The 25,811-nt window shown below is 29.3% G+C and carries 26 protein-coding genes and 1 tRNA gene; 15 read left to right on the top strand and 12 right to left on the bottom strand.

Annotation, left to right across the window (positions count from 1 at the left end):
• Positions 1 to 16: 16 nt before the first annotated feature.
• Together BM335_RS01755 and bshB1 are read right to left on the bottom strand one after the other, a co-directional pair.
• Positions 17 to 92: transfer RNA gene (locus BM335_RS01755), tRNA-His, on the bottom strand.
• A gap of 51 nt (positions 93 to 143) precedes the next feature.
• On the bottom strand, positions 144 to 860 hold the full coding sequence (gene bshB1 / locus BM335_RS01750; protein WP_090222428.1) for a bacillithiol biosynthesis deacetylase BshB1: 717 nt from the start codon (positions 858 to 860) through the stop codon (positions 144 to 146).
• Between the two features lie 225 nt (positions 861 to 1,085).
• On the opposite strand from bshB1, the gene BM335_RS01745 reads away from it, so the two are divergent.
• The 9 genes from BM335_RS01745 to BM335_RS01705 all read left to right on the top strand — a co-directional run bounded on the left by BM335_RS01745 (position 1,086) and on the right by BM335_RS01705 (position 12,850).
• Positions 1,086 to 1,925, top strand: coding sequence for a leucine-rich repeat domain-containing protein (locus tag BM335_RS01745; RefSeq protein ID WP_090222426.1), 840 nt, complete (start codon positions 1,086 to 1,088; stop codon positions 1,923 to 1,925).
• A gap of 129 nt (positions 1,926 to 2,054) precedes the next feature.
• Positions 2,055 to 2,516 (top strand): MarR family winged helix-turn-helix transcriptional regulator, encoded by a 462-nt coding sequence (locus BM335_RS01740; protein WP_177219126.1) that lies wholly within the window; start codon positions 2,055 to 2,057, stop codon positions 2,514 to 2,516.
• Between the two features lie 2 nt (positions 2,517 to 2,518).
• A complete protein-coding gene (locus BM335_RS01735; RefSeq protein ID WP_090222421.1) occupies positions 2,519 to 3,640 on the top strand; it encodes an efflux RND transporter periplasmic adaptor subunit in 1,122 nt (373 codons plus the stop codon).
• Positions 3,640 to 6,819, top strand: coding sequence for an efflux RND transporter permease subunit (locus BM335_RS01730; protein WP_090222419.1), 3,180 nt, complete (start codon positions 3,640 to 3,642; stop codon positions 6,817 to 6,819). The genes BM335_RS01735 and BM335_RS01730 overlap by 1 nt, the downstream gene beginning before the upstream one ends.
• Complete coding sequence (locus tag BM335_RS01725; protein ID WP_090222417.1) at positions 6,806 to 8,125, top strand: TolC family protein; 1,320 nt, start codon at positions 6,806 to 6,808, stop codon at positions 8,123 to 8,125. Before BM335_RS01730 ends, BM335_RS01725 begins: the two co-directional genes overlap by 14 nt.
• A gap of 192 nt (positions 8,126 to 8,317) precedes the next feature.
• On the top strand, positions 8,318 to 11,047 hold the full coding sequence (gene ppdK, locus BM335_RS01720) for a pyruvate, phosphate dikinase (protein WP_090222415.1): 2,730 nt from the start codon (positions 8,318 to 8,320) through the stop codon (positions 11,045 to 11,047).
• A gap of 78 nt (positions 11,048 to 11,125) precedes the next feature.
• Positions 11,126 to 11,887, top strand: coding sequence for a Rossmann-like and DUF2520 domain-containing protein (locus BM335_RS01715; RefSeq protein ID WP_090222413.1), 762 nt, complete (start codon positions 11,126 to 11,128; stop codon positions 11,885 to 11,887).
• Entirely contained in the window at positions 11,871 to 12,398 is a 528-nt protein-coding gene (locus BM335_RS01710; RefSeq protein ID WP_090222410.1) for a KdsC family phosphatase, read from the top strand. The genes BM335_RS01715 and BM335_RS01710 overlap by 17 nt, the downstream gene beginning before the upstream one ends.
• A 17-nt stretch (positions 12,399 to 12,415) precedes the next feature.
• On the top strand, positions 12,416 to 12,850 hold the full coding sequence (locus tag BM335_RS01705; protein WP_090222408.1) for a DUF2147 domain-containing protein: 435 nt from the start codon (positions 12,416 to 12,418) through the stop codon (positions 12,848 to 12,850).
• Between the two features lie 32 nt (positions 12,851 to 12,882).
• Here the strand turns inward: BM335_RS01705 and BM335_RS01700 are convergent, their stop codons facing one another.
• Complete coding sequence (locus tag BM335_RS01700) at positions 12,883 to 13,524, bottom strand: protein-L-isoaspartate(D-aspartate) O-methyltransferase (RefSeq protein WP_090222405.1); 642 nt, start codon at positions 13,522 to 13,524, stop codon at positions 12,883 to 12,885.
• A gap of 86 nt (positions 13,525 to 13,610) precedes the next feature.
• Here BM335_RS01700 and BM335_RS01695 point away from each other — a divergent pair, with 86 nt between their 5' ends.
• Genes BM335_RS01695 through BM335_RS01685 form a run of 3 tightly spaced genes read left to right on the top strand, consistent with a single transcriptional unit; the run spans position 13,611 to position 16,245 of the window.
• Positions 13,611 to 14,570 (top strand): Gfo/Idh/MocA family protein, encoded by a 960-nt coding sequence (locus tag BM335_RS01695; RefSeq protein ID WP_090222403.1) that lies wholly within the window; start codon positions 13,611 to 13,613, stop codon positions 14,568 to 14,570.
• Position 14,571: 1 nt separating this feature from the next.
• Positions 14,572 to 15,348: a PhzF family phenazine biosynthesis protein gene (locus BM335_RS01690; protein WP_090222400.1), complete on the top strand. Its 777-nt coding sequence runs from the start codon at positions 14,572 to 14,574 to the stop codon at positions 15,346 to 15,348.
• 9 nt (positions 15,349 to 15,357) lie between these two features.
• Positions 15,358 to 16,245 carry a 3-hydroxyacyl-CoA dehydrogenase family protein gene (locus BM335_RS01685; RefSeq protein WP_090222398.1) on the top strand — a complete coding sequence of 296 codons (888 nt, stop codon included), beginning with the start codon at positions 15,358 to 15,360 and terminating at the stop codon, positions 16,243 to 16,245.
• 34 nt (positions 16,246 to 16,279) lie between these two features.
• On the opposite strand, the gene BM335_RS01680 is transcribed toward BM335_RS01685, so the two are convergent.
• From BM335_RS01680 to BM335_RS01660, 5 genes are all read right to left on the bottom strand, one after another.
• The gene (locus BM335_RS01680) at positions 16,280 to 16,660 is read right to left on the bottom strand and encodes a hypothetical protein (protein ID WP_090222395.1); all 381 of its coding nucleotides are present in this window, start codon (positions 16,658 to 16,660) and stop codon (positions 16,280 to 16,282) included.
• A gap of 181 nt (positions 16,661 to 16,841) precedes the next feature.
• Positions 16,842 to 17,951 carry an efflux RND transporter periplasmic adaptor subunit gene (locus BM335_RS01675; RefSeq protein WP_090222393.1) on the bottom strand — a complete coding sequence of 370 codons (1,110 nt, stop codon included), beginning with the start codon at positions 17,949 to 17,951 and terminating at the stop codon, positions 16,842 to 16,844.
• Positions 17,952 to 17,997: 46 nt separating this feature from the next.
• Positions 17,998 to 19,245 carry an ABC transporter permease gene (locus BM335_RS01670; protein ID WP_090222391.1) on the bottom strand — a complete coding sequence of 416 codons (1,248 nt, stop codon included), beginning with the start codon at positions 19,243 to 19,245 and terminating at the stop codon, positions 17,998 to 18,000.
• Between the two features lie 2 nt (positions 19,246 to 19,247).
• The gene (locus BM335_RS01665) at positions 19,248 to 20,477 is read right to left on the bottom strand and encodes an ABC transporter permease (protein WP_090222389.1); all 1,230 of its coding nucleotides are present in this window, start codon (positions 20,475 to 20,477) and stop codon (positions 19,248 to 19,250) included.
• Between the two features lie 3 nt (positions 20,478 to 20,480).
• Positions 20,481 to 21,173, bottom strand: coding sequence for an ABC transporter ATP-binding protein (locus BM335_RS01660; protein ID WP_090222386.1), 693 nt, complete (start codon positions 21,171 to 21,173; stop codon positions 20,481 to 20,483).
• Between the two features lie 101 nt (positions 21,174 to 21,274).
• Here BM335_RS01660 and BM335_RS01655 point away from each other — a divergent pair, with 101 nt between their 5' ends.
• Positions 21,275 to 21,688 carry a thiol-disulfide oxidoreductase DCC family protein gene (locus BM335_RS01655; protein ID WP_090222385.1) on the top strand — a complete coding sequence of 138 codons (414 nt, stop codon included), beginning with the start codon at positions 21,275 to 21,277 and terminating at the stop codon, positions 21,686 to 21,688.
• 7 nt (positions 21,689 to 21,695) lie between these two features.
• Here BM335_RS01655 and BM335_RS01650 read toward each other — a convergent pair whose 3' ends face one another.
• Positions 21,696 to 23,003 carry a dicarboxylate/amino acid:cation symporter gene (locus tag BM335_RS01650; protein ID WP_090222383.1) on the bottom strand — a complete coding sequence of 436 codons (1,308 nt, stop codon included), beginning with the start codon at positions 23,001 to 23,003 and terminating at the stop codon, positions 21,696 to 21,698.
• A 100-nt stretch (positions 23,004 to 23,103) separates the two neighbouring features.
• Positions 23,104 to 23,595, bottom strand: coding sequence for a hypothetical protein (locus BM335_RS01645; protein WP_090222380.1), 492 nt, complete (start codon positions 23,593 to 23,595; stop codon positions 23,104 to 23,106).
• A 142-nt stretch (positions 23,596 to 23,737) separates the two neighbouring features.
• Between BM335_RS01645 and BM335_RS01640 the strand changes: the two genes are divergently transcribed.
• Together BM335_RS01640 and BM335_RS01635 are read left to right on the top strand one after the other, a co-directional pair.
• On the top strand, positions 23,738 to 24,358 hold the full coding sequence (locus BM335_RS01640; RefSeq protein ID WP_090222378.1) for a DUF937 domain-containing protein: 621 nt from the start codon (positions 23,738 to 23,740) through the stop codon (positions 24,356 to 24,358).
• Positions 24,359 to 24,465: 107 nt separating this feature from the next.
• On the top strand, positions 24,466 to 24,777 hold the full coding sequence (locus BM335_RS01635) for a DUF6787 family protein (RefSeq protein ID WP_090222375.1): 312 nt from the start codon (positions 24,466 to 24,468) through the stop codon (positions 24,775 to 24,777).
• On the opposite strand, the gene BM335_RS01630 is transcribed toward BM335_RS01635, so the two are convergent.
• Complete coding sequence (locus BM335_RS01630; protein WP_090222373.1) at positions 24,764 to 25,051, bottom strand: hypothetical protein; 288 nt, start codon at positions 25,049 to 25,051, stop codon at positions 24,764 to 24,766. The two genes, BM335_RS01635 and BM335_RS01630, sit on opposite strands and share 14 nt — an antisense overlap.
• Positions 25,052 to 25,096: 45 nt before the next feature.
• Positions 25,097 to 25,726: a peptide-methionine (S)-S-oxide reductase MsrA gene (msrA, locus tag BM335_RS01625; RefSeq protein ID WP_177219125.1), complete on the bottom strand. Its 630-nt coding sequence runs from the start codon at positions 25,724 to 25,726 to the stop codon at positions 25,097 to 25,099.
• Between the last annotated feature and the right edge of the window lie 85 nt (positions 25,727 to 25,811).

The following is a 25,811-nucleotide window of genomic DNA, read 5'->3' as shown; positions in this document are numbered from 1 at the left end:
ACAGACCTTTAATTTTGGGTGGAAGACCGGGTTCGAACCGGCGACCTTCGGAACCACAATCCGACGCTCTAACCAACTGAGCTACAACCACCATTTAATGAGGATGCAAATGTAATACATTTCTTATTTTTTACAAATATTTTTTAAAATAAATTATCTAAATTTTTAACTGCCACGTAACGCTCTGTATTAAAGCCTTCTGCAAACTCAACCCCCACTATTCTACCTAAATCTTGGGCTCTATAATACACACTATCTAAAAAGTTTTTGCTTGAAATAGGTGAAGTTGGTTCTTTACTGTTAGGATCATAAAATTGTGAGCTATATGCTTTCACTGCATTCATTTTAATATCTATAAAACCGGTAACATCAACCACAAAATCAGGAGTTACATTTTTCCATTGTATATAATGGTATACTTGTTTTGGTCGCCAAACGTTTTGTTTTTTATCATTTAATTCAGTTTCAATTTTAATTAAGCCAGATAAAAAGCACGCATCTGAAACTAATTTACTTCCTTTTGGATGATCAATATGTCGATCATCAAAAGCGTTACACAAAACAATATCAGGTTGGTATTTTCTTATTATTTTAATAATTTCTAATTGATGTTTTTTATTGTTTTCAAAAAAACCATCGTCAAAGCCTAAATTTTCTCTCACGGTAATTCCTAAAATTTCAGCTGCTTTTTTAGATTCTACATCTCTTATTTCAGCAGAACCTCGTGTTCCTAATTCGCCTCTTGTTAAATCTAAAATACCTACTTTTTTACCTAAAGATATTTCTTTTGCAATTGTTGCCGAACATCCTAGTTCAACATCATCTGGGTGCGCTCCTATGGCTAATATGTCTAATTTCATATTATTTTATCTATTCTTTTAAACAAATATAACACATTTTTTATAGGTAATATTTTATTAATACGTCTACTTTTTAAAATACATAAAAAAACAATAAAAAGCATAAAAAATAAATAAATGGTAAGTTTTTGTAAATAAATGGTAATTTTATTTGTTTAATTAAATTTAATTATATACTTTTGATTTATAATTTCAAGGAATAGTTTTAACTAAATCCCAAAGACAATGAAAAAATTAATAGTTTTAGTAGCGTTTATTTTATCAGCCCCTCTTGTTAGCGCTCAAATTTCTGATTTGGAAAGAAATGCTTTAATTGATTTATATAAATCAACGAATGGTAACGAATGGAATTCTTCTTGGAATATTAATGAAGATGCATCAACTTGGTTTGGTGTTACCGTTAAAAATAATAAGGTTGTTGAATTGAATTTAAGTATGAATAACTTAAATGGTACAATTCCTTCTTCTATTAAAAATTTAACAAGTTTAAAAGTTTTAAATTTAGGTTTCAATAAAATTAACGGTACAATTCCGTCAGAAATTACATTAATTAAATCGTTAGAAAGTATTCAATTATTTATGAATCAAATTGAAGGCGTAATTCCATCAAACATTGGTGATTTAGCAAGCTTAAAAGAATTAGTATTATTTAATAATTTAATAAGTGGTGTTTTACCAAATTCTATTTATAATTTAACAAATTTAGAAGTATTACAAATTAGTAGCAATAAACTATCTGGAGTTATTTCTGAAAGAATTTCTAACCTTACAAACTTAAATACACTTAGCTTTTTTGACAATTCTATGTACGGAAAATTACCAGCACAACTTGGAAAATTAGTTAATTTAAAAGAATTAGCATTGGCAAATAATTTATTTGAAGGTGCTATACCAACTGAATTAAGCAACTTAATTAAGTTAGAAGTATTATTACTTAATGATAATAGATTAAGTGGAACTGTTAGTGAGTCTATTAAATCCCTACCCCTTTTAACGATTTTAGATTTCAATAATAATCCAAAAGCAATTGAGGTTTTAGCTAACCCAGTATCAATTTCACAATAAATCAACCCCCACAATAATAATAGTTAACAGATAAAAATCACTCTAATTTTAGAGTGATTTTTTTATTAACACTATTTAACATAGTTGCATATGCAACTTTATCAATTTCTACTATATTTGTATTTTTTCATGGAAATTAGCACAGAAAATTCTGACTTTAATAAAACATTTGCTCCTTGGATAAGCATTACTTATAAAATGATTGATGGGTATATTGCCGATATTTTTTTAAAAGAAAACATTCAAGTAACTAAGCAACAATGGATTATTTTAAAAATTTTGTATGAAAAACAAAATGAAATAATTCAGAATGAATTGGCATTTATTACCAACAGAAATAAAGCTTCCCTAACTCGGCTTATAAGCGTAATGGAAAAAAAACATTTAGTTGTAAGAAATCAATCTGAAAATGATGCCCGAATAAATTTAATTTGCATTACCGAAAAAGGAAAAGAATTATTTCTTAAAATGAAACCATTAATGCTTAACAGCATACAAAAAATTCAAAGCGGACTTACACAAACCGAAATAAATACTTTAATTGAAACGCTCTTAAAAATTCAACAAAATATACAAAAACAAACAATATAACTATGAGAAAAAATATATCTATAGTATTTGCTATTCTCCTTTTAATTGCAGCTTTTTTACTCGCAAAATATTTAATTGATAACAAACAAAAACCAGCACCAAAAGCAGAAAAAATAGTTAAAACTGTTTTTGTTGATGAAGTTAAAAATACAACCGTTCCAATAATCATAAATGCCAATGGAAATTTAGTAGCCAAAAATAAAATTGAATTGTATGCTGAAGTACAAGGTGTGTTGGTTAGTACTAACAAAGATTTTAAACCTGGAACCACCTTTTATAAAGGTGAAACAATTATAAAAATAAATAGCGATGAGTTTTACGCTAATTTACAAGCACAAAAAAGTAACTTATACAATGTAATTACAGCATTAATGCCGGATTTAAAGTTAGATTTTCCAAATAACTACAATGCTTGGCAAAATTACCTTCAAAATTTTGATATAAATAAATCAATTCAAAAATTACCAGAGCCAATTTCAGAAAAAGAAAAATTCTTTATTTCTGGTCGAGGGATTTACACAACATATTACAATGTTAAAAATTTAGAAGTTAAATTAAGTAAATACAGTTTAAAAGCACCTTTTAATGGAATTATTACAGAATCAATGGTAAATCCAGGCACATTAATTAGAAGTGGTCAAAAATTGGGTGAATTTATAGATCCTTCTGTTTATGAAGTAAGCGTTTCCATAAAATCTGAATTTAAAAATTTATTACAAGTTGGCAAAGAAGTTACACTCTATAACTTAGAAAAAACGAATAATTGGACAGGAAGAGTTGTGAGAATTAATGGAAAAGTAGATACGGCAACACAAACCATTAAAGCCTTTATTGAAGTGAGAGCCAAAGATTTAAAAGAAGGACAATATATTGAAGTTGCCCTGCAAACTACTCCAGAAGAAAATGCCTTTGAAGTTGCTAGAAATTTATTGATAGACAATTCTAAATTATATATTGTTAAAGATTCTGTTTTAGATTTAGTTGATGTAAACCTTATTTTTGAAAATAAAAACACTGTAGTTGTTAAGGGGTTAGAAAATGGTACTAAAGTAATTTCTAAACCAATTCCTGGAGCTCATGCAGGAATGCTCGTAAAAATATTCAACGCTAATAAACCGCAATAATGAGAAAAGTAATTACTTATTTTATAAAGTTTCCAGTTGCGGTTAATGTATTTATTTTTGCATTTATTGGTTTTGGTTTAGCAGGAGCTTTATCCATGAAATCTTCCTTTTTTCCACTTACAGAATCAAGAAATATTTCAATTAATTTAAATTATCCGGGCGCTTCTCCACAAGAAATGGAAGAAGGTATTGTTTTAAAAATTGAAGATAATTTAAAAGGAATTGTAGGTGTAGATAGAGTTACTTCGGTTTCAAGAGAAAACTCTGCTACCATAAATGTTGAAATTATTAAAGGAAAAAATATTGATGTTGTTTTAGCTGATGTAAAAAATGCTGTAGACAGAGTCCCCTCCTTTCCGTCGGGAATGGAACCTCCAATAATTGCTAAAATTGAAAACATTCGGCCAACCATAAGTTTTATTATTTATGGCGATAATATTTCATTAGCAACATTAAAACAATATGCCAGAAATGTTGAAAACGATTTAAGAAGTGTAGATGGTATTTCACAAGTTCGCCTTTCAGGTTTTCCTGATCAAGAAATTGAAATAGCCGTTCGTGAAAATGATTTGTTAGCTTACAATTTATCTTTTACTGAAGTTGCAAATGCTGTTAGCAAATCTAATTTATTAATATCGGGTGGGAATATTAAAACAGATGCTGAAGATTATTTAATTAGAGTAAGAAATAAAAATTACTATGGAAACGAACTTTTAAATTTAGTTGTAAGAGCCAATGAAAATGGAAACATTATTCGTTTAAGCGATATTGCTGATGTAAGTGATACTTGGTCAGAAAATCCTGACAGACTCTATTTTAACGGTAAAAAATCTATTGATATAACAGTAAGTAACACAAATAGTGAAGATTTACTCTCAACTGCTGAAAGTGTAAAAAAATACATTGAAAAATTCAATCAACAACAAAGCGAAGTTAAAATAGACATTTCTAGTGATAACTCCATTACACTAAAACAACGATCAGAATTACTACTTAAAAATGCTGTAATGGGTGTTTTATTAGTACTGTTCTTTTTAGCATTATTTTTAAATATAAGATTAGCTTTTTGGGTAGCAACAGGTATTCCAATTGCCTTTTTTGGAATGTTTATTTTTGCAGCAAATTTAGGAGTAACAATAAATGTTTTATCATTATTTGGGATGATTATTGTTATTGGTATTTTAGTTGATGACGGTATAGTTATTGGTGAAAATATTTATCACCATTACGAGAAAGGAAAATCACCAATTCAAGCTGCTATAGACGGAACTTTAGAAGTAATTCCACCTGTAGTTTCAGCCATTTTAACTACGTTAATTGCCTTTTCAACTTTTTTCTTTTTAGATGGTAGAATTGGAGAATTTTTTGGCGAAGTTGCCTTAATTGTAATTCTAACATTAAGCGTTTCATTAATTGAAGCATTAATTATTTTACCGGCACATATTGCACATTCAAAAGCTTTAGAACGAAAAGATAAAAAAAGAAATCAACTAAACACCTTTTTCTTTAACATTAATCAAGCGGCAGAAGTTGGACTCTTTTTTGTTAGAGATAATTTATACGCACCCTATTTAAGATTTTTTCTAAAAAATAAATTATTAGGTTTTGCCATTCCTATTGCTCTTTTAATTTTTAGTTTTGGTGGACTTGGTGGAGGCATCGTAAAAACATCTTTTTTCCCTTCCGTTGCAAGTGACAGGGTTTCAATTGATTTAAAAATGTTGCAAGGAACTAATGAAAAAATTACCGATTCTATTATTTCTGAAATTGAAAAAACTGCTTGGGATGTTAACGATGAATTTACAGGCAAACAAATAAGTGGCGAGCCAATTATTCAAAATATTATAAAAAGAATTGGTCCAGGTTCGGCAAATGGAAGTTTAACAATAAATTTATTACCTGGAGAAGCTAGAGATTTTTCATCACCTGAAATTACAAATGCAATTAGAGATAAAGTTGGTAAAGTTCATGGTGTAGAAAGTTTAACTTTTGGTTCTGGAGGAAACTTTGGAGGTAGCCCTATTGCTGTTTCATTACTAGGTAATAATATTGATGAACTTAAAGCAGCAAAAGATGAATTAAAAACAATTTTAAATGATAATCCTTTACTAAAAGATATTACTGATAATGATCCTGCAGGAATAAAAGAAGTTAGAATAAAATTAAAAGACAATGCTTATTTACTTGGTTTAAATTTACAAAATGTAATGAGCCAGGTCCGTTCAGGATTTTTCGGATTACAAACACAGCGTTTTCAGCGTGGACAAGATGAAATAAAAGTTTGGGTGCGTTATAAAAAAGATGACAGATCTTCTTTAAAAAATTTAGATGATATGTGGATTGCAACGCCGTCCAATCAAAACGTACCATTTTCAGAAATTGCAACCTATGAAATTGAACGTGGAGATGTTTTAATTAATCATTTAAATAGCAAACGTGAAATTCAGATTTCAGCAGATCTAAAATCACCTGATGAAAGTGCTTCCGATATTTTAGATGAGATTAAAACAACTATAATGCCTGAAATTTCATCAAAATATCCAACAGTAAGTGCCGTTTATGAAGGGCAAAATAGAGAAGCTAATAAAACTAAAAATTCTGCTTTTAGCGTTGGATTCACAATTTTAGCATTAATTTATATGGTAATTGCGTTTACATTTAGATCTTATGAACAACCTTTACTGTTAATTTTATTAATTCCATTTAGCTTAATTGGAGTAGTTTGGGGACATTGGTTACATGATTTTCCTGTAAACATTTTATCTTGGTTAGGAATTATAGCTTTAATAGGTATTATGGTAAATGACGGATTAGTACTTATTGAAAAATTCAATACTTATTTAAAAGAAGGTATGAAATATGATGAAGCTCTTTTACAAGCTGGAATATCTAGATTTAGAGCTATTTTATTAACTACCTTAACAACCGTTGCTGGTTTAGCGCCTTTATTATTAGAAAAAAGTAGACAAGCACAATTTTTAAAACCAATGGCAATTTCAATTTCGTATGGTATGGCAATAGCTACTGTTTTAACACTAGTTATGTTGCCATTACTTCTATCTGTTTCAAACTCTATAAAAGTTTTTATTAAATGGATGCGTACAGGTAAAAAAGTAACAAAAGAAGAAGTTGAAAGAGCAATCATTGAACAAAAAAGTGAAGAACATGAAACATATTAAAAACAATTTATACTTTTTATTTTTATTGATGGGTATATTAAGTTTTTCGCAAGAACAACTTAGTAAAAAAGAGGCAGTTTCATTAGCTTTAGAAAATAATTATGGAATTTTAATTGCTAAAAATAATATTAAAATAGCAGAAAATAACGCCAGTATTTTTAACAGCGGTTACTTACCTAAAGTTACCGCTTCCTCTGGTATTAACTATTCAAATAACAGTACTGAAAATACATCGCAAAATAATATCATTTCAAAAACTACAAATGCAGAATCAAAAAACTATAATGGTTCTATTGGTTTAAATTATACAATATTTGATGGGTTTGGAAGAACTTATAACTATAAAAAACTAAAAGAAACTTATAATTTATCAGAATTAGAAACAAAAGCAATCATAGAAAATTCATTATTACAAGTTTTCACTATGTATTATGAAGTTGCCCGTTTAACTGAAGATACTAAAAATATTTTTGAAACATTATCTATTTCAAAACAACGATTAAAACGTGCCAATTACGCTTTTGAATATGGACAAAGCACAAAATTGCAATTATTAAATGCTGAAGTTGATGTAAATAATGATAGTATCAGATATATCAATATCAACCGTTTATTAGCAAATGCAAAACGTGATTTAAACTTATTGTTAGGAAGAAATGTTACTACCAATTTTAATGTAAACACAAACGTTTCTTTTAATTTGTTTTTTGAATACAATGCGATTTTAGAAAAAGCAAAATTGAAAAATATTGAAATTCAAAAACTAAATAAAAGTATTGTTTTAAATGAATTTGATCTTAAAATTAATAAATCAGATTTATTGCCTACCCTTAACTTAAATAGCTCGTATGGTTTTAGCAAATCTGACAACGACGCTACTTTCAATTACGCAGAACAACTTTCAAAAGGATTATCAGCCGGAATCAGTTTAAATTGGAATATTTTTGATGGAGGAACAACAAAAACTCGTATACAAAACTCTAAAATAATTGCAGATAACCTGCAAATTCAAAAAGAACAAATTAACAATAGTATAGAACGTTCCATTGCAAACGCACTTGAAGTTTACAATAATGCATTGTTTATTTTACAAGCCGAAGAAAAAAATGTGGAAACCAACTTTAGAAACTTTTCAAGAACAGAAGAACAATTTAAATTAGGACAAATTACTACAATTGAATTTAGACAAGCTCAAATAAACCTTTTAAACGCTCAATCTAGTTTAAATCAGGCTAAATACGATGCAAAAAACGCCGAATTAATAATTCTACAACTTTCTGGTGACCTTCTAAATATTGAATTTTAATTCTATAAAAATAAATTTATTTAAGGGAGGTTTAATAACCTCCCTTTTTTATTGAATTATTGGGCTCGTAACAATAATTACATTGCATTAATTTGATAAAATTGAATGACATAAATCATAATAATCTACAGCGACTCTTATTAAATTTGTAAACATTAAAACTAAAGATTAACATAAATATAAAATTTAAAGATGGAGACGAGTCAAGAAGTCAAAACTAGAGTTTACAAGTTTGGAAATAAAACTGCAGACGGAAATAGTAAAATGAAAAACCTATTAGGTGGTAAAGGCGCTAACTTAGCCGAAATGAGTTTAATTGGTATTCCTGTTCCTCCTGGATTCACAATCACTACTGAAGTATGTACAGAATATAACCTTTTAGGTCAAGAAGCTGTAGTGAATATGATTACTCCTGAAGTTGAAAAAGCAATCGAAAATATTGAAAATATAATGGGAGCTAAATTTGGTGACAAAGAAAACCCATTATTAGTTTCTGTACGTTCTGGAGCAAGAGTTTCAATGCCAGGCATGATGGATACAGTTTTAAACTTAGGTTTAAATGATGAAGTTGTTATAGGTTTAGCCAACAGAACAGGAAATGAGCGTTTTGCTTGGGATTCTTACCGTCGTTTTATCCAAATGTATGGTGATGTTGTTTTAGGTATGAAACCAGAATCAAAAGAAGATATTGATCCTTTTGAAGAAATCATGGAAGCCTTAAAACATAAGCGAAATATTGAATTAGATACACAATTTACAGTTCAAGACTTAAAAGACTTAGTATACGATTTTAAAGATGCAGTAAAAAAACGTACTGGTCATGATTTCCCAACAAACCCTTACGATCAGTTATGGGGAGCTGTTGTAGCTGTTTTTAATAGCTGGAATGGAGATAGAGCTGTTTACTACAGAAATATGCACGGATATCCATCAGATTGGGGAACTGCAGTAAACGTTCAGGCAATGGTGTATGGAAATATGGGTGATAATTCTGGTACTGGAGTTTGTTTTACACGTGATGCTGGTACAGGAGAAAATCTTTTTAATGGTGAATATTTAATTAATGCGCAAGGTGAAGATGTTGTAGCAGGAACTAGAACTCCTCAACAAATTACTAAAATTGGATCTATCCGTTGGGCAGAATTAGCTAAAGTTGAAGAAGATGATAGGTTAGCAAATTATCCTTCACTAGAAGAATTAATGCCTACTATTTATAATGAATTAAATGATTATCAAGAAAAATTAGAAAAGCATTATAAAGATATGCAAGATATGGAGTTTACTATGCAAGACGGTAAACTTTGGATTTTACAAACTAGAAATGGTAAACGCACAGGAGCTGCAATGGTTAAAATTGCAATGGAAATGTTAAAAGAAGGCTTAATTACTGAAAAAGAAGCTCTTTTACGTGTTGAACCAAATAAATTAGACGAGTTATTACACCCAGTATTTGATCCAAAAGCATTAAAAAAAGCAAACGTAATTGCTCAAGGATTACCAGCTTCTCCAGGTGCTGCAACTGGTCAAATAGTTTTCTTTGCTGACGAAGCTGCAAAATATAAAAGTAGTATTTTAGTTCGTATTGAAACTTCTCCTGAAGATTTAGAAGGAATGAATATTGCTAAAGGTATTTTAACTGCTCGTGGTGGTATGACATCTCACGCAGCTGTTGTTGCACGTGGAATGGGAAAATGTTGTGTTTCAGGTGCTGGTGCGTTAAAAATTAATTACAAAAACAGAACTTTAACCGTTGATGGTCACGAATATCAAGAAGGTGATTGGATTTCTTTAAATGGTTCTACTGGAAATATTATTGAAGGAAAAGTTGCAACTATTGAACCAGAATTAAGCGGGGAATTTGCTGAAATTATGGAATTATCAGATAAATATGCAACAATGGCAGTTAGAACAAATGCTGATTCTCCTAAAGATGCAAAAATAGCTCGTAGTTTTGGTGCTCAAGGTATTGGTTTAACAAGAACAGAACATATGTTCTTTGAAGTTGATCGTATTAAAGCAATGCGTGAAATGATTTTATCGGACACAGTAAAAGGTAGAAAACAAGCATTAGATCAATTATTACCAATGCAACGTGATGATTTTGAAGGAATCTTTGAAGCAATGGCAGGCTTACCTGTTACTGTTCGTTTACTAGATCCACCTTTACATGAGTTTGTACCTCATGCTTTAGCGCAACAAAAAGAATTAGCTGAAGAAATGCACATTTCATTAGAGGCTGTTAAAAGTAAAATTGTTGAGTTAGAAGAATTTAACCCAATGTTAGGTCACAGAGGATGTAGATTAGGTATCACTTATCCTGAAATAACAGAAATGCAAGCAAGAGCAATTATTGAAGCTGCATTAAATTTAAAAGCAAGAGGAATTGAAGCAAAACCAGAAATTATGGTTCCGTTAATTGGAACAATCGCTGAGTTTGAAAGTCAAGAAGGAATAATAAGAGCAACAGCTCAAAAGGTTTTTGAAGAAAGAAATGATAGTATTGAATTTTTAGTTGGAACTATGATTGAAATTCCTAGAGCTGCTTTAACTGCTAACTTAATTGCTGAAAAAGCTGATTTCTTCTCATTTGGAACCAATGATTTAACTCAAATGGCATTTGGTTATTCAAGAGATGATGCTGGAAAATTCTTACCAATTTATATTGAAAAAGGTATTTTAAAAGTTGATCCTTTTGAAGTATTAGATCAAGAAGGTGTTGGACAATTAGTTCAAATGGGTACAGAAAAAGGTAGAAGTGTAAAACCTAATTTAAAAGTTGGTATTTGTGGTGAACACGGTGGTGAACCAAATTCAGTAGAATTCTGCTTTAATACTGGTTTAAACTATGTTAGTTGTTCTCCTTATAGAGTGCCTATTGCACGTATCGCATCTGCACAAGCTGCTATTAAAAAACAAGGATAAAAAATATTGTTAAATACTATAAATTAAAAATTCCGTCTTTTTAAAAGGCGGAATTTTTTTTATGTTTATATTCGCATAATGATTAAAGTTGTAGTACTTGGTGCTGGTAATTTGGGCTATCATTTAACACAAAAAATGTTAAACAGTACTACTATTAAATTAATTCAAGTTTATAATAGAAATATTCATAAAATTGAATATTTAAAAGATAAAGTTGAAATAACCAATAACTTAAATCATTTAAAACAGGCCGATATATATATTTTATGTGTTTCAGATAATGCAATTCAAGAAATATCATCACATTTAAATTCTCCAACTAAATTAGTACTTCATACTTCAGGAGCAACAAGTATAGATAATTTAAAATCTAATTCGGAAAAAGGAGTTATTTATTTTCCGCAAACATTTTCAATAGATAAAAATGTAAATTTTAATAATATCCCAATTTGTATTGAAGCATCTGCTGATAAAAGTCTTACACTCTTGAAAAAATTTGCATCAGAATTTTCAAACAATATTTATTTAATTAATTCTGAACAAAGAAAAGTTGTACATTTAGCTGCAGTTTTTGTAAATAATTTTGTGAATCATTTATATTATAATGCCGAGCAAATTTGTAATGAAAAAAATGTCCCATTTGAAATATTACACCCAATTATTTTAGAGACTGTTCAAAAAATAGATAAAATTTCGCCCTTTAAAGCACAAACAGGACCTGCAAAAAGACAAGACACTAAAACAATAAATACACATAAAGCAATGCTAACATCTACACAGTTAGATATTTACACATTGTTAACAAAATCTATACAAGAAACTTATGTCAAAAAGTTATAAAGAAATTATGCCACAAATTTCAACATTTATATTTGATGTTGACGGTGTTTTAACCAATGGAATTGTACACATTTCAACAACCGGAGAACTTACAAGAGCCATGAATATTAAAGATGGTTACGCTTTAAAAACAGCTATTGATTTAGGGTACAATATTTGCATTATATCTGGAGGTGCCAATGAAGGTGTAAGAAAAAGACTAGAAGGTTTAGGAATTAATGATATTTACTTAGGAGCACATAACAAAATGTTTCAATTTAAAGAATATTTAGAAATTAAAAATATTAGTCCAAATGAAATTTTATATATGGGTGATGATATTCCAGATTTTCCAGTAATGAAAGAAGTTGGTTTAGCTTGTTGCCCAAAAGATGCAGTTCCTGAAATTCAAGAAATTTCATTATACATTTCACATTTTAAAGGCGGTTTTGGATGTGTTAGAGATGTGATTGAACAAGTTTTAAAAGTTCAAGGCAAGTGGAATGGACAATTTGATGCAAAATACGATTAACAAATAAATATATAATTATGAAAAAAAACGTTTTATTATTAGTAGTCCTGGGCTTGTTTATTACATTCTCAAGTAATGCACAATCTATTTTTGGAAAATGGAAAACCATTGATGACGAAACTGGAAAAGAAAAATCTATTGTTGAAATATACAATGTTAATGGAAAAGCTTATGCAAAAGTTTTGCAAGTTTTAGAAAAAGGAAAAGAAGACAAAGTTTGTGATTTATGTAAAGGTGACAAAAAAAACAAACCCGTAAAAGGAATGGTAATTATTGATGGTTTATCTAAAGATGGTGATGAATGGAACGATGCTAAAATATTAGATCCAAAAACTGGAAAAGAATACAAATGTTATATTACTTTAGAAGAAAATAATAAATTAAAAGTAAGAGGTTATATTGGTTTTGCCTTAATAGGAAGAACTCAATATTGGACAAGACTTAACGACTAAACAAAAAAACGCCCTTTTAAAAGGGCGTTTTTTTAATTCTTTTCTTTTAGCATAGGTACAAACCTAAATTCGCCTAGTTCGTGCTTCTCAAAATCTTTTTCACTGTTTCTAACAAATAGAGTCATAATTTGAACCTCATCTCCAATAGGAATCACCAACTTACCTCCTATTTTTAATTGTGCTAATAAAGCATTTGGCACTATTGGTGCGCCTGCAGTAACTATAATTCCATCAAACGGAGCTTCTTCTGGTAAACCTTTATAACCATCACCAAAAACCATTTTTTTAGGTTTATAATGCAATTTCGGCAAAAAAAACTTTGTTTTTTTAAACAATTCTAGCTGTCTTTCAATCGTATAAACTTTGGCTCCTATTTCTATTAAAACTGCTGTTTGATAACCCGAACCTGTTCCAATTTCTAATATTTTTTGATTTGGTTTTATGGCTAATAATTGTGTTTGAAAAGCAACTGTATAAGGTTGTGAAATTGTTTGGTCTGCAGCTATAGGAAATGCTTTGTCTTGATACGCAAAATCTACAAAACCAGAATCCATAAATAAGTGTCTCGGTACTGCAGCTATTGCATTTAAAACATTTTTATCTGTAATTCCTTTTTCAGAAATTATTTTTACTAACTGATTTCTAAGTCCTTGATGTTTGTGGGTATCTTTCACTAATAATTAAAATTTGAAAGGCTAAAAATAGGAATAAATGAGCAAAGATTCTTACTTTTGTTAACATTAAAATAAACATACTTATTATGCTAAAAGCAGGAGTTTTAGGTGCTGGCCATCTTGGAAAAATACATTTACGATTATTAAATCAATCAAATAAATATGAATTAGTAGGTTTTTACGATCCAATTAAAGAAAATGCAAAAAAAGTTGCAGAAGAATTTGGCTATAAATCTTTTGATACTATACAAGAATTAATTGAAGCAGTTGATGTGGTAGATATTGTTACACCAACGCTTTCTCATTTTGATTGTGCCAAAGAAGCCATTGAAAAAGGGAAACATATTTTTATTGAAAAACCAATTACAAAAACAATTGAAGAAGCAGAAACTTTAATTGAACTAACAAAAAAACACAACGTAAAAGGTCAAGTTGGTCACGTAGAGCGTTTTAATCCAGCTTTTACAGCTGTAAAAGATTCTATACATAACCCAATGTTTATTGAAACACATCGGTTAGCCGAATTCAATCCGCGTGGTACAGATGTTCCTGTAGTGTTAGATTTAATGATTCATGATATTGATATTATTTTAAGCGTAGTAAAATCAAAAGTTGTAAGTGTACATGCAAGCGGCGTATCTGTAATTAGTGATACTCCAGATATTGCTAATGCACGTATTAAATTTGAAAACGGCTGTGTTGCTAACTTAACCGCAAGCAGAATTTCATTAAAAAATATGCGTAAATCGCGTTTTTTTCAAAAGGACGCATACATTGCAGTAGATTTTTTTGAAAAAGCTACTGAAGTTGTAAAAATGAAAGATGCACCAAAAATTCCTGGTGATTTTGATATGATTTTACAAAATGCGGAAGGTATAAAAAAACAAATTTATTTTGAAAACCCAACAATTGAAGGAAATAATGCTATTTTAGATGAGTTGGAAACTTTTGCCGATGCTATTAACAACAATACAACACCAATTGTAACTTTAGAGCAAGGAACAGAAGCTTTAAAAGTTGCACATATGATAATTAACGATTTTTAACATGAATATTTACCAGGTTGATGCTTTTACAAATGAACTATTTAAAGGAAATCCTGCTGCAGTTTGTCCTTTAAAAAACTGGATTTCAGAAGATGTAATGCAAACTATTGCAGAAGAAAACAATTTATCTGAAACTGTATTTTTTGTTCAAAACAAACATCAATTTGAAATTAGATGGTTCACTCCTACTTGTGAAATTGATTTATGTGGACACGCAACTTTAGCTGCTGCGCATATAATTTTTACAGAATTAAATTATACAAAAAACAGCATAGAATTCAGTTCTAAAAGTGACATTTTAACTGTCGAAAAAAATAATGATTGGTATATTTTAAATTTTTCATCAGAAGAAATAAAAGAAATTGAAACGCCTATAATCCTTCAACAAGCATTAAATGTTCCAATTTTAAAAACTTTTAAAGGAAAATGGAAAATAATAGCATTGCTTCAAAATGAAGAAATAGTTCAGAATTTACAACCTAACTTTAGTAAATTAACTGAACTTGAGTTTTCTGGAGTTATTGTAACTTCAAAAGGAGATTCTTTAGATTTTGTTTCTCGTTTTTTTGCACCAAAAATTGGCATTAATGAAGACCCTGTAACTGGATCAGCTCATACATTGTTAATACCTTATTGGGCAAACATATTAAACAAAAACATATTAATTGCTAAGCAATTATCTAAACGTACAGGATTTTTAAAATGTAAAAATTTAGAAAACAGAGTTGAAATGAGCGGCCAGGCAGTAACTTATTTAAAAGGAAAAATAACTATTTAAACTAAAAAAATGAAAAACATAGCTGTTATTGGTGCAGGAACTATGGGCAACGGTATTGCGCATGTGTTTGCACAACAAAATTTTAAAGTTTGTTTAATTGATATTTCTCAGGAAGCATTAAATAAAGGTTTAGCAACTATCACTAAAAACCTTGATAGATTAATTGAAAAAGAAAAAATTTCGGTAGAGACTAAAAATAGTACTTTACAAAATATTTTAACTTTCACATCTATTGAAGAAGGAGTGAAAAATTGCGATTTAGTTGTTGAAGCTGCTACAGAAAATATAGAATTAAAACTGAAAATTTTTAAACAATTGGATGAATTTGCTCCTGATAATACAATTTTAGCATCTAATACTTCATCTATTTCAATAACTAAAATTGCTTCGGTAACAAAAAGACCCGAAAAAGTAATTGGAATGCATTTTATGAATCCTGTTCCAATTATGAAATTAGTTGAAATTATAAATGGTTATAATACTTCAAAAGAAGTGACGGAAACTATTATGAAACTTTCAGAAGCCTTGCAAAAAGTTCCTGTAGCCGTAAATGATTATCCTGGTTTTGTTGCTAACCGCATTTTAATGCCAATGCTTAATGAAGCTATTGAAACTTTGTACAACGGAGTTGCTGGTGTTTATGAAATTGATACAGTTATGAAATTAGGAATGGCACACCCAATGGGACCACTTCAATTAGCAGACTTTATTGGGTTAGATGTATGTTTATCTATTTTAAATGTGCTATATGATGGATTTAAAAATCCAAAATACGCTCCTTGTCCATTGCTTATTAATATGGTACAAGCCGGAAAATTAGGAGTAAAATCTGGTGAAGGATTTTATGATTATTCGCAATCTAAAAAAGCTGAAATAATTTCAAAACAATTTAAATAAAAAAAGAGTCGCAAAATTTGCGACTCTTTTTTTATTATAAATATTTAAGGAAAAAATCCATCATATCTTCTTTTAAATCGTAATGCATTTTAACAAAGGTTTTCATTTCATCTTTTAATAGTATTTGTTTTTCTTGAAATACTACTTCTGGTTTATTTTCAACTTTTGCATGTGCAATCTCACGCTTTTTCATTCTAATCCTATGTCTTAAATGACCCATAACCTCACGTTCACGAATTATTTTATTTTGAAAATGTTCTAATCGAACCATTACTTCTTTTCCTAAATCACGAATTGCTATATGTTCTAATTTTTCTTCAAAATAATCCATTTCACTTTCTTGAAACTTTAATTCTCTTTTCCACACCTCTAAATTGAAGTTTAAATCACTTAAGAATAATATCTGACTTTCCATACGCTATATACTTTTAAATTTTAATAATATAAAGTTCATACTTTTAAAATAATATATGTCTGATAAAAATCATAAAACAAAATGTAAAACAATAATTATTATTAAAGTACTTGTATAAATATACAAAAAAAGCGCTTTAATATAAATTAAAACGCCTTAAATTATTGATAAAAATTATTTACTAATTTTCTTCTTCTTCATCTTTTTTTGATGTTTTATTCCATATTTTAATTTCATCATTTATTGTTACTCCTGATAAAATTTCAACATTAATACCATCAGAAATTCCTAACTCTACATCTTTTCTTTCAAACTGTTGATCACCTGTCTTAATTTCTACGTATGGAGCTTCCGTTTTTTTATCGAATTGAAGTAATGCTTCTTTAATTGATAAAACACTATCTTTCTTTTCTAATACAATATCAGCATTTGCACTATAACCAGCTCTTACAAAAAACTCGTCATCTAAAGTTACATCACCTTTAATTTTAAATTGTACTGCGCCATTTTCTTCTGTTCCTTTTGGAGCAATAAAATTAAGTTTTGCAGGATATTTTTTCTTTTCAATAGCTCCTAATGAAACTTCTAAAACAGTACCATTTTTAATTTTACCTACTTCGGCTTCATCAACTTTTCCTTCAAAAATCATTTTTGTCATATCTGCAATAGTTGCAATAGTAGTTCCTGCATTAAACGTATTACTTTCTATAACTTGATTTCCTTTACGGACTGGTATTTCTAAAATTGTTCCTGAAATTTCAGCTTTCACATATGTGTTTGCTGTTTTTCCCATTCCTGCAGCAGATCCTTTTTTAATAATATCTAAATTATTTTGCGCATTATTTAAATCTTGCTTAGCGCTATTAAAATTTAATTCAGTTGCTTCAAATTCTTGTTTAGATACCACACCTTTTTCAAATAAAGATTTATTTCTTTCATACAAAGTTTTTGTATTGTCGTATCTTAATTGAGCCGTTTTAACTGCACCTTGCGCACTGTTTAAAGAAGCTACATTTGGTACAACTCTAATAGTAGCAATTAAGTCTCCCACCTTAACAATAGCTCCTTCTTCAACAAATATTTCTTCTATAATTCCTGAAACTTTAGGTTTAATTTCAGCTTCCTCTAAAGGAACTACTTTTCCTGTTGCTACTGTTTTTTTAACAATATTTGTTTTAAATGGTTTTTCTGTTTCGTATTGAATTGGCGATTTACTGTTTTTAGCTCCAAACCATAGTAAAACAGCAATTAATGCTACTGCTATTGATCCAAAAATTATAGTTTTTTTCATTGGTATTGATTTTCAGTTTATGTGTTTATTTTTTTCTTTTTGTAATTTACTCTTCTCTTAATGCTTCTATTGGTCTTATACTAACTGCTGTTTGGGCAGGAATTAGCCCAATTAATGTACCTAAAACAACTAATGTTAATGCGGCAATTAATATCACTGGAATATCTACTGTAGGATTTGTTAATACTGGTTCATCTCCTTTTCCTAAGGTTGCGTCAATAATCATTAATATAAAACCTCCAAAAATAATTCCTAAGGCACCAGCAATAGTTGTTAAAAAAACAGATTCCATAATAATTTGACGTTTAATCTCCCAAGGTTTCGCGCCAAGTGCACGTCTAATTCCTATTTCTTTGGTACGTTCTTTTACGGTAATTAATAGTATATTTCCAATTGCAAATACCCCTGCAATTAATGTAGCAATACCCACAAACCAAGTTAAAAACTGCATACCTGTTATAAAACCAGTTACTTTTGCTATTTCTTTTCCTAAGTTAAAACTTCCAAATGCTCTATTATCCTTTGGATGTACATTGTGTAAGTTTTTTAGCAACAATTTTACATCTGATTCAATTTGGGTAATATCAAAGCCTGGTTGCCCAGTAATCATCATCCACCCAACGCTATCACCTCTATTATATACTTGTTGAAATGTGGTAAAAGGAATATGAATATTTCCTTGCGGACCACCACTTCCTATTTGTCCTTCTTTATACATTCCAACAACATTATAATTGATGTCATTTATTTTAATGTATTGTCCTATTGGATATTCATCTTTATCAAAAAGTTGTTTGTAAATTTCTTCCTCAATTACACAAACTTTCTTCTTTTCTTTTATGTCATTATCATTAATAAATCGTCCATATACTAAATTTCTTTTTTGAACTTTATCAAACTCAGGATAATCTCCAAAAACACCAAAATTTCCGGTTTTAAATTTATTAACTGTAAGTGCTTGTGTTTGATGACGCGGTACCACAAATTCAAGCCCTTTAATCTCATTTCTTATGCTTTCTAAATCTGACATTTTAAGGGTTAACCCTTTACCTTCCTGAAAACCTTTAAATGGTTTACTAGTTTGTTGTGCCCATACAAAAACACTGTTGGTGGCAAAATCTCCAAATAATCTATTAAAATTATTTTCAACTCCTTTTGCAGCTCCTAATAAAACAACCAATAAAAATATACCCCACATTACACCTACTACAGTTATTGCTGTTCGCATTTTATTTTTGCGAATGCTACTATAAATTTCTTGCCAGGTATCTGTATCTAATAAAAATTTAAACATAATTATTCGTCGTTTAATGCTACAATTGGTTTAATACTTGCTGCTCTTTTAGCAGGAATATAGCCTGCAATGGTTCCTGCAATAATTAGTACTATAGTTGCGCCAACAACTACATAGGTTTCAACACTTGGATTAAGAATGAAATATTTCTCTAAACTATCACCCAAGGCTCTTAAAGCAAATACTCCCAACATTAATCCGGTATAACCAGCTAAAGCAGTAATAAAAATTGATTCCATTAAAATCATTCCTATTATTGAACTAGGAGTTGCTCCTAAAGCTTTTCTAATTCCTAATTCTTTAGTTCTTTCTTTTACTATATATACCATAATATTACTTATACCAATGATACCTGCAATTAAAGTTCCTATCCCAATAAAAAGAATAATTACATTTAAAACTGTCATAAATTGTTGTACATTTTTAGTTCCTTCTGCATAATTACGAACTCTAATAGCCGCTTGATCTCTTGGATCTATATTGTGCTTTTCTTTTAAAACTTTGGTAAGTAAATTACTGAAAGCCAACGCTTCATCTACACTAAGTTTAGAGTTGAATGTAAGTCCAAAATAATCTACTTCATCATTAGGTTTATACATTCCTTGTATGGTAGTAAACGGTGCATAAATGTAACGTTCGTCATTATCTCCCCCAGGATCATTAAAAACACCTACAACTTTATATGAAATACCATCAAGATTTATATTTTTACCCATAGCACTTTTTGCTCCAAATAAATCTTCTTCCACCAATCTTCCAATAGCAATAACTTTTGCTCTTCTTTTGATATCTATATAACTTAAAAAACGACCATCTTGAATTACAGCTGATTCCAATGGTTGATAATCTGGATAAACGCCTCTTACTGTATATCTGTTTTGCTCACCTTTATAAATTGCCTGCATACTACGTTGAATATTTGGGCTGAAAAATTGAATTTCATCTGGAAATTTTTCATTTATAAATTTAGCATCTTCATTTCTAAATTGAATTTGTCTACCGCTTTGTAATCCTTTATAAGGTTTGGTAGTAGTTCCTGAATTTATATAAACAGAATTTTGGGAATCACCCGCAAACTGTTTTTCAAAAGTATGTTTTAAGCCATTTCCAATACCGAACAATAATGTAAAAAGCAAAATAGCAAATGCAATTGTAAAACCAGAAAGAATAGTTCTTAGCTTATTTTTACTAATAGTTTGGAAAATTTCTTGCCAACGATCTAAATCAAACATAGCTTATACTTTTGATTTTTTTAAAGTTTTTTCATCGCTAATAATCACACCATCTTTTAAACGTACAATTCTATCGGTTTCTTCGGCAATATCTTCTTCGTGTGTAATAACAAAAACGGTCATTCCTTCTCTATTAATTTCTTTTAACAATTCCATTACAGAATGTGATGTTGAAGAATCTAATGCTCCTGTAGGTTCATCAGCCAAAACAACTTTAGGTTTTGTTACCAATGCCCGCGCAATAGCAACACGTTGTTTTTGCCCACCAGAAAGTTCACTAGGCAAATGAGTTGCCCAATCTGCCAATCCCACTTTTTCTAAATATTGCATAGCAATTTCATTGCGTTCTTTTCTTCCCATTCCTGAATAATATAAAGGAAGTGCAACATTTTCTAGGGCATTTTTATAATTTATTAAATTAAATGATTGAAATACAAATCCTAAAAATTTATTTCTAAGTATGGCTGCTTTCCGTTCATCTAAATTTTCAATTAACTGACCGTTTAAATAATAATTTCCAGAATCGTGCGCATCTAATAAACCTACAATGTTTAATAAAGTTGATTTCCCAGAACCCGAAGAACCCATAATTGCAACAAATTCGCCTTCTTTAATATGTAAATCTAATCCTTTTAATACGTGAAGAGAATCTTTTCCTATTGGATATGATTTGTGTAGTTTTTCAATCTTGATCATTTGGTTGTTGTTTTATAACGAATTTAAAAATTGATATTGAGAGTTGTTACTAATTTTTTGTTAAAACCATAAAATATTAAATAATCATGTAACTTTACTCTATGAACAATTTTGAAGGAAAATCAATTATTTTTTTTGATGGTGTTTGTAATTTATGTAACTCCTCGGTTAACTTTATTATTAAACACGATAAAAAAAAGCAATTTTTATTTGCCTCACTTCAATCAGACGCTGCAAAAGAAATTTTGTTACAGTATAATTCAAAAAAAATAAATTTAGATTCAATTGTTTTATTAGATAATGGAAAGTTATACGAAAAATCTACAGCTGCCTTAAGAATTTCTAAACACTTAAACAATGGTTTATTTTTGTTATATATCTTTATTATAATACCCACATTTATAAGAGATTACTTGTACAATTATATTGCTAAAAACAGATATAAATGGTATGGAAAGAAAGATAGTTGTATGATTCCCACTATAGACTTAAAAAGTAGATTTTTAGAATCTTGAAACTGTATTATTTTCTTTTATGATACTCATCATCCCATTCCTTAATATTTGGCTCATGAAGTTTTCCTAACCACTTTGCAACTAACATAGAAACTGATGCATCACCAGTAACATTTACAGTTGTTCTGCACATATCTAAAGGTCTATCAATAGCAAAAATAAGTGCCAAACCAGCTTCAGGTATTCCTGCCTGACCTAATACAATTACCAACATTACCATTCCTGCACCTGGAACAGCTGCCGATCCAATACTTGCCAACGTTGCAGTAACAATAATTCCTAATTGAACGCCTAATGACAAATCCATACCAAAAGCTTGTGCAATAAAAACTGCTGCTACAGCTTGATATAAACTTGTTCCGTCCATATTTATGGTAGCGCCAATTGGCAGTACAAAACTACTTACCTCTTCATCAACTCCAAGATGTTCTGTTACACGTTCCATAGTAACAGGTAATGTTGCGGCACTACTACTTGTTGAAAATGCTAACAATTGCGCAGGAGAAATTCCTTTAAAAAATGTAGAAGGATCTTTTTTAGTAATTAACCAAACAAGTAAATTATAAAAACCTATCATTAAAATTAGACCTAAAATAACTGTAAATGCATACCAAATTAATGCCTTAAATAAATCTATACTTGGTGATTCTACAACTAAAGCTGCTAACAATGCAAACACACCGTAAGGTGCAGCCAGCATAATTAAATCAATCATTTTTAGAATTACTTCATTGAAACCATCAAAGAATTTTTTTACAGGTTTTGATTTTTTTTCTGGAATTAATATTAAACCAATACCAAAAAAGATGGCAAAAAATATAATTTGCAACATATTTTTATTTTCAGATGCGGCTCCAAAAATATTATCAGGAACAATATCAACCAAAGCTTGTAATGGTCCACTCTCTTTTTGTTTAAATGCTTCTTCGGAATATTTGGCTGCATCACCACTATAATTATTCACCAATTCTTGTCTGGTATCTTCAGAAATTGAATTTCCTGGCTGAATAATGTTTACTAATAAAAGACCAATTGTTACTGCAACTACTGTAGTTATTAAATATAAACCAATGGTGCGAGTTCCCATTTTAGATAGTTTAGAAATATCTTTTAAATCTGAAACACCTTTTATTAATGATGCTAAAATTAAAGGTACAGCTATTAATTTTAAAGAATTTATAAAAATAGTACCAAACGGTTTAATCCAATCTTGTACAATATCTTTTCCTTGTTCGAATTGAGTCATCAATAATCCAATTAAGACTCCTAAAGCCATCCCAATTAAAATTTGCCAATGCAAAGCTATTTTCTTCATTTAATAATTTTAAATATTATGGAAAGATAAAAAATACCCTGCGATTATAAATGTTATAAGCAAAAAAAAAGCACTTAATAGTGCTTTTTTTTAAAATTTTCTAAAACTGATATCTAACAGACAAGGCTAAATCTAAATCTGTATCTTTACCATAATCCCCTATAAGCCCAATTTCTGGCCTAAAATCTAATGAAATTAAAAAAGGTGCGTTAAAGTTATATTCTATTCCAATGTTTCCATCTGCATTTAAAAAAATTCCATCATCATTATAATTAGCATCAAAACCATTATCAATGCTCCAAGAACCTACACCTGCACCAAAACCAGCATACCAATTGAAACCACTATCAATATTCCAAACCCATTGATAAATACCTGAAAGTTTAAATGCATTATAATGTTTATGGTCTCTGTAACCTAAATCAACTTCCAATCTATTAATATCGGAAAGTTTCTTTTGATAAGATATTTCACCTCCAAATCCATCATTATCACCCAAACGCAATCCTAAAGCATTGTTAGAAATTTCTTGAGCTGTTAAAAAATTTGCTGTAGCAAACATAATTGCTATTGCTAAAAATATTTTTTTCATAAATTAAAAAGTTAAATTTTATTATATTTTAAAAAGTTTACGGCAATAGCATCATAACGAGTAATTATTTTTTTTATTTTGCAGTGACTTCTTAAAAATTATGGTGTCATAGTAACAAATTATTAATTTCATATACAAAAAAATGGCAGGACTATTAGATTTATTAAACAGCGATTTAGGAAAAACATTAGTGAACAACGCAAGTTCACAAATTGGGGAAGACAAAGTTAAAACAGCTTCAGCATTATCAACGGCGATGCCTTTAATTTTAGGTGCAATGAAAAATAATGTATCTACACCTCAAGGAGCAGATGGATTATTAAATGCTTTATCTGGGAAACATGATGGAAGTTTATTAGATAATTTAAACGGAATGCTTGGAAATAATGATGTTTTATCTGATGGTGCTGGAATTTTAGGACATATTTTTGGAGGAAAACAACAAACAGTAGCGAATGTAGTTAGTAAAAAAAGTGGTATAGATGTTAGTTCTGCAATGAATTTATTACAAATGGTAGCGCCATTTATAATGGCTTATTTAGGAAAACAAAAAAGGGCTCAGAATGTAAACAATAGTAATGAAATTAGTGATTTATTAGGAAATATACTTGGTAATGGAGCTGAAAAAGAGCAAAGCCTAATTACAAAAATACTAGATGCCGATGGTGATGGTAGTGTTATTGACGATATAATTGGAATGGCTGCTGGAGGAAAAAAGAAAGGTGGAATTGGTAGTTTATTAGGCGGTTTATTTAGTAAATAAACTTTTATTTGAATAAATTTTAAAGGTCGAGTAAAAACTCGGCCTTTTTTAATGAAAAATTTTCTATTTAAAATATAAATGTATTTTTGCCTCGGAAAATTATTTAAATGAAAAAATTAAAACAACGCTGGGGCATAAAAACTAATTTTCAAATAGTTTTAATACTATTGGTTTTTTCAATAAATGGTTCCTTTGCTACATATATTGCTAAGCCTTTAACAGAATTTATTGGTTTAAATTACGAAACTACAAATCCTTGGTTGTTTTGGCCTGTTAGAATTCTATTAATATTTATTATTTACCAAATAACGCTTCCAATCGTTGGGTTTTTCTTTGGACAATTTAAATTTTTCTGGAATTTTTTCACAAAAAAAATGTTATTAAGAATAGGTTTTAAACGCTATTTTAAAGAGGTTTAATTTCATCATTGTCTTTCTTTAAAATAAATTTATAAATCCAAGTAAGTGTAAATGTTGGTAAAAAATCAGTACCAAAAATACCAGCTTCTTCAACAAATGAAATAATACTACTTACTTTACCTTCAGTACCTTTAAACATTTTATAAATTAGAAAAGCCGAAACTGGCGCCCATAAAATATCAAATGTTTCGCCAATAAATGGCACAACAAATGATAACATTCCAACAAGGTCAAAAATCACACTAAAAATAAGTAATTTATATTTTTTTTGCATTAATAATTGTTTAATTTATAGAATACAATAAGGATGCCAGATTTTTTAATCTTTTAATTTAGCCTTGTATTTTTTTATAAATTTTTCCAATTTTGGATTGATTACTGCTACACAATACCCCTGCGTTTTATTGTTATTATAATAATTCTGATGATAATCTTCCGCCTTATAAAATGATGTAAATTCCGTAACCTCTGTTACTATTTTAGCATCAAAAACCTTTGCATTAGTTAATTCCTTAATAAAATTTTCAGCAATATTTTTTTGCTCTTCTGAATGATAAAAAATTGCAGATCTGTATTGAGTACCAACATCATAGCCTTGTCTGTTTAAAGTTGTAGGATCGTGGGTACTAAAAAAAACATCTAATATTTCTTGAAAAGAAATAATAGTTGCATCAAATTTAATTTCAATAGCTTCAGCATGGCCCGTTCTACCTGTAATTACTTCTCTATAAGCAGGATTTTTAATGTTTCCTCCAGAAAAACCAGAAGTAACAGACTCTACTCCTTTTAATCTTTGAAAAATTGCTTCTGTACACCAAAAACAACCATTTGCTAATGTTGCAGTTTCTATTTTTTTATTCATTTGATTTTTTTTAGTAAATGTAGATTGTGCTTTAGTTTCAGATAATCCCAAACCTAAAACAATTAGAACTAATATAATTTTCTTCATCTTGAATTATTTATAGTTCAGTCGGAATAAATTAAATAAAATTACATTCCTGATTAAATCAATCTTCTTGGAAATTGAGTTAACC

Origin of the sequence: Lutibacter maritimus (assembly GCF_900116115.1) — a bacterium.
Taxonomy (GTDB): Bacteria; Bacteroidota; Bacteroidia; order Flavobacteriales; family Flavobacteriaceae; genus Lutibacter; species Lutibacter maritimus.
The sequence above is the reverse complement of the archived record's forward strand: the minus strand, read 5'-3'. Positions and strand labels throughout refer to the sequence as shown.

What these genes read in the sequence shown, in the direction of transcription:
- bshB1 (WP_090222428.1), bottom strand. Translation starts at nt 860, where the DNA reads ATGAAATTAGACATATTAGCCATAGGAGCGCACCCAGATGATGTTGAA.
- BM335_RS01745 (WP_090222426.1), top strand. Translation starts at nt 1,086, where the DNA reads ATGAAAAAATTAATAGTTTTAGTAGCGTTTATTTTATCAGCCCCTCTT.
- BM335_RS01740 (WP_177219126.1), top strand. Translation starts at nt 2,055, where the DNA reads ATGGAAATTAGCACAGAAAATTCTGACTTTAATAAAACATTTGCTCCT.
- BM335_RS01735 (WP_090222421.1), top strand. Translation starts at nt 2,519, where the DNA reads ATGAGAAAAAATATATCTATAGTATTTGCTATTCTCCTTTTAATTGCA.
- BM335_RS01730 (WP_090222419.1), top strand. Translation starts at nt 3,640, where the DNA reads ATGAGAAAAGTAATTACTTATTTTATAAAGTTTCCAGTTGCGGTTAAT.
- BM335_RS01725 (WP_090222417.1), top strand. Translation starts at nt 6,806, where the DNA reads ATGAAACATATTAAAAACAATTTATACTTTTTATTTTTATTGATGGGT.
- ppdK (WP_090222415.1), top strand. Translation starts at nt 8,318, where the DNA reads ATGGAGACGAGTCAAGAAGTCAAAACTAGAGTTTACAAGTTTGGAAAT.
- BM335_RS01715 (WP_090222413.1), top strand. Translation starts at nt 11,126, where the DNA reads ATGATTAAAGTTGTAGTACTTGGTGCTGGTAATTTGGGCTATCATTTA.
- BM335_RS01710 (WP_090222410.1), top strand. Translation starts at nt 11,871, where the DNA reads ATGTCAAAAAGTTATAAAGAAATTATGCCACAAATTTCAACATTTATA.
- BM335_RS01705 (WP_090222408.1), top strand. Translation starts at nt 12,416, where the DNA reads ATGAAAAAAAACGTTTTATTATTAGTAGTCCTGGGCTTGTTTATTACA.
- BM335_RS01695 (WP_090222403.1), top strand. Translation starts at nt 13,611, where the DNA reads ATGCTAAAAGCAGGAGTTTTAGGTGCTGGCCATCTTGGAAAAATACAT.
- BM335_RS01690 (WP_090222400.1), top strand. Translation starts at nt 14,572, where the DNA reads ATGAATATTTACCAGGTTGATGCTTTTACAAATGAACTATTTAAAGGA.
- BM335_RS01685 (WP_090222398.1), top strand. Translation starts at nt 15,358, where the DNA reads ATGAAAAACATAGCTGTTATTGGTGCAGGAACTATGGGCAACGGTATT.
- BM335_RS01680 (WP_090222395.1), bottom strand. Translation starts at nt 16,660, where the DNA reads ATGGAAAGTCAGATATTATTCTTAAGTGATTTAAACTTCAATTTAGAG.
- BM335_RS01675 (WP_090222393.1), bottom strand. Translation starts at nt 17,951, where the DNA reads ATGAAAAAAACTATAATTTTTGGATCAATAGCAGTAGCATTAATTGCT.
- BM335_RS01670 (WP_090222391.1), bottom strand. Translation starts at nt 19,245, where the DNA reads ATGTTTAAATTTTTATTAGATACAGATACCTGGCAAGAAATTTATAGT.
- BM335_RS01665 (WP_090222389.1), bottom strand. Translation starts at nt 20,477, where the DNA reads ATGTTTGATTTAGATCGTTGGCAAGAAATTTTCCAAACTATTAGTAAA.
- BM335_RS01660 (WP_090222386.1), bottom strand. Translation starts at nt 21,173, where the DNA reads ATGATCAAGATTGAAAAACTACACAAATCATATCCAATAGGAAAAGAT.
- BM335_RS01655 (WP_090222385.1), top strand. Translation starts at nt 21,275, where the DNA reads ATGAACAATTTTGAAGGAAAATCAATTATTTTTTTTGATGGTGTTTGT.
- BM335_RS01650 (WP_090222383.1), bottom strand. Translation starts at nt 23,003, where the DNA reads ATGAAGAAAATAGCTTTGCATTGGCAAATTTTAATTGGGATGGCTTTA.
- BM335_RS01645 (WP_090222380.1), bottom strand. Translation starts at nt 23,595, where the DNA reads ATGAAAAAAATATTTTTAGCAATAGCAATTATGTTTGCTACAGCAAAT.
- BM335_RS01640 (WP_090222378.1), top strand. Translation starts at nt 23,738, where the DNA reads ATGGCAGGACTATTAGATTTATTAAACAGCGATTTAGGAAAAACATTA.
- BM335_RS01635 (WP_090222375.1), top strand. Translation starts at nt 24,466, where the DNA reads ATGAAAAAATTAAAACAACGCTGGGGCATAAAAACTAATTTTCAAATA.
- BM335_RS01630 (WP_090222373.1), bottom strand. Translation starts at nt 25,051, where the DNA reads ATGCAAAAAAAATATAAATTACTTATTTTTAGTGTGATTTTTGACCTT.
- msrA (WP_177219125.1), bottom strand. Translation starts at nt 25,726, where the DNA reads ATGAAGAAAATTATATTAGTTCTAATTGTTTTAGGTTTGGGATTATCT.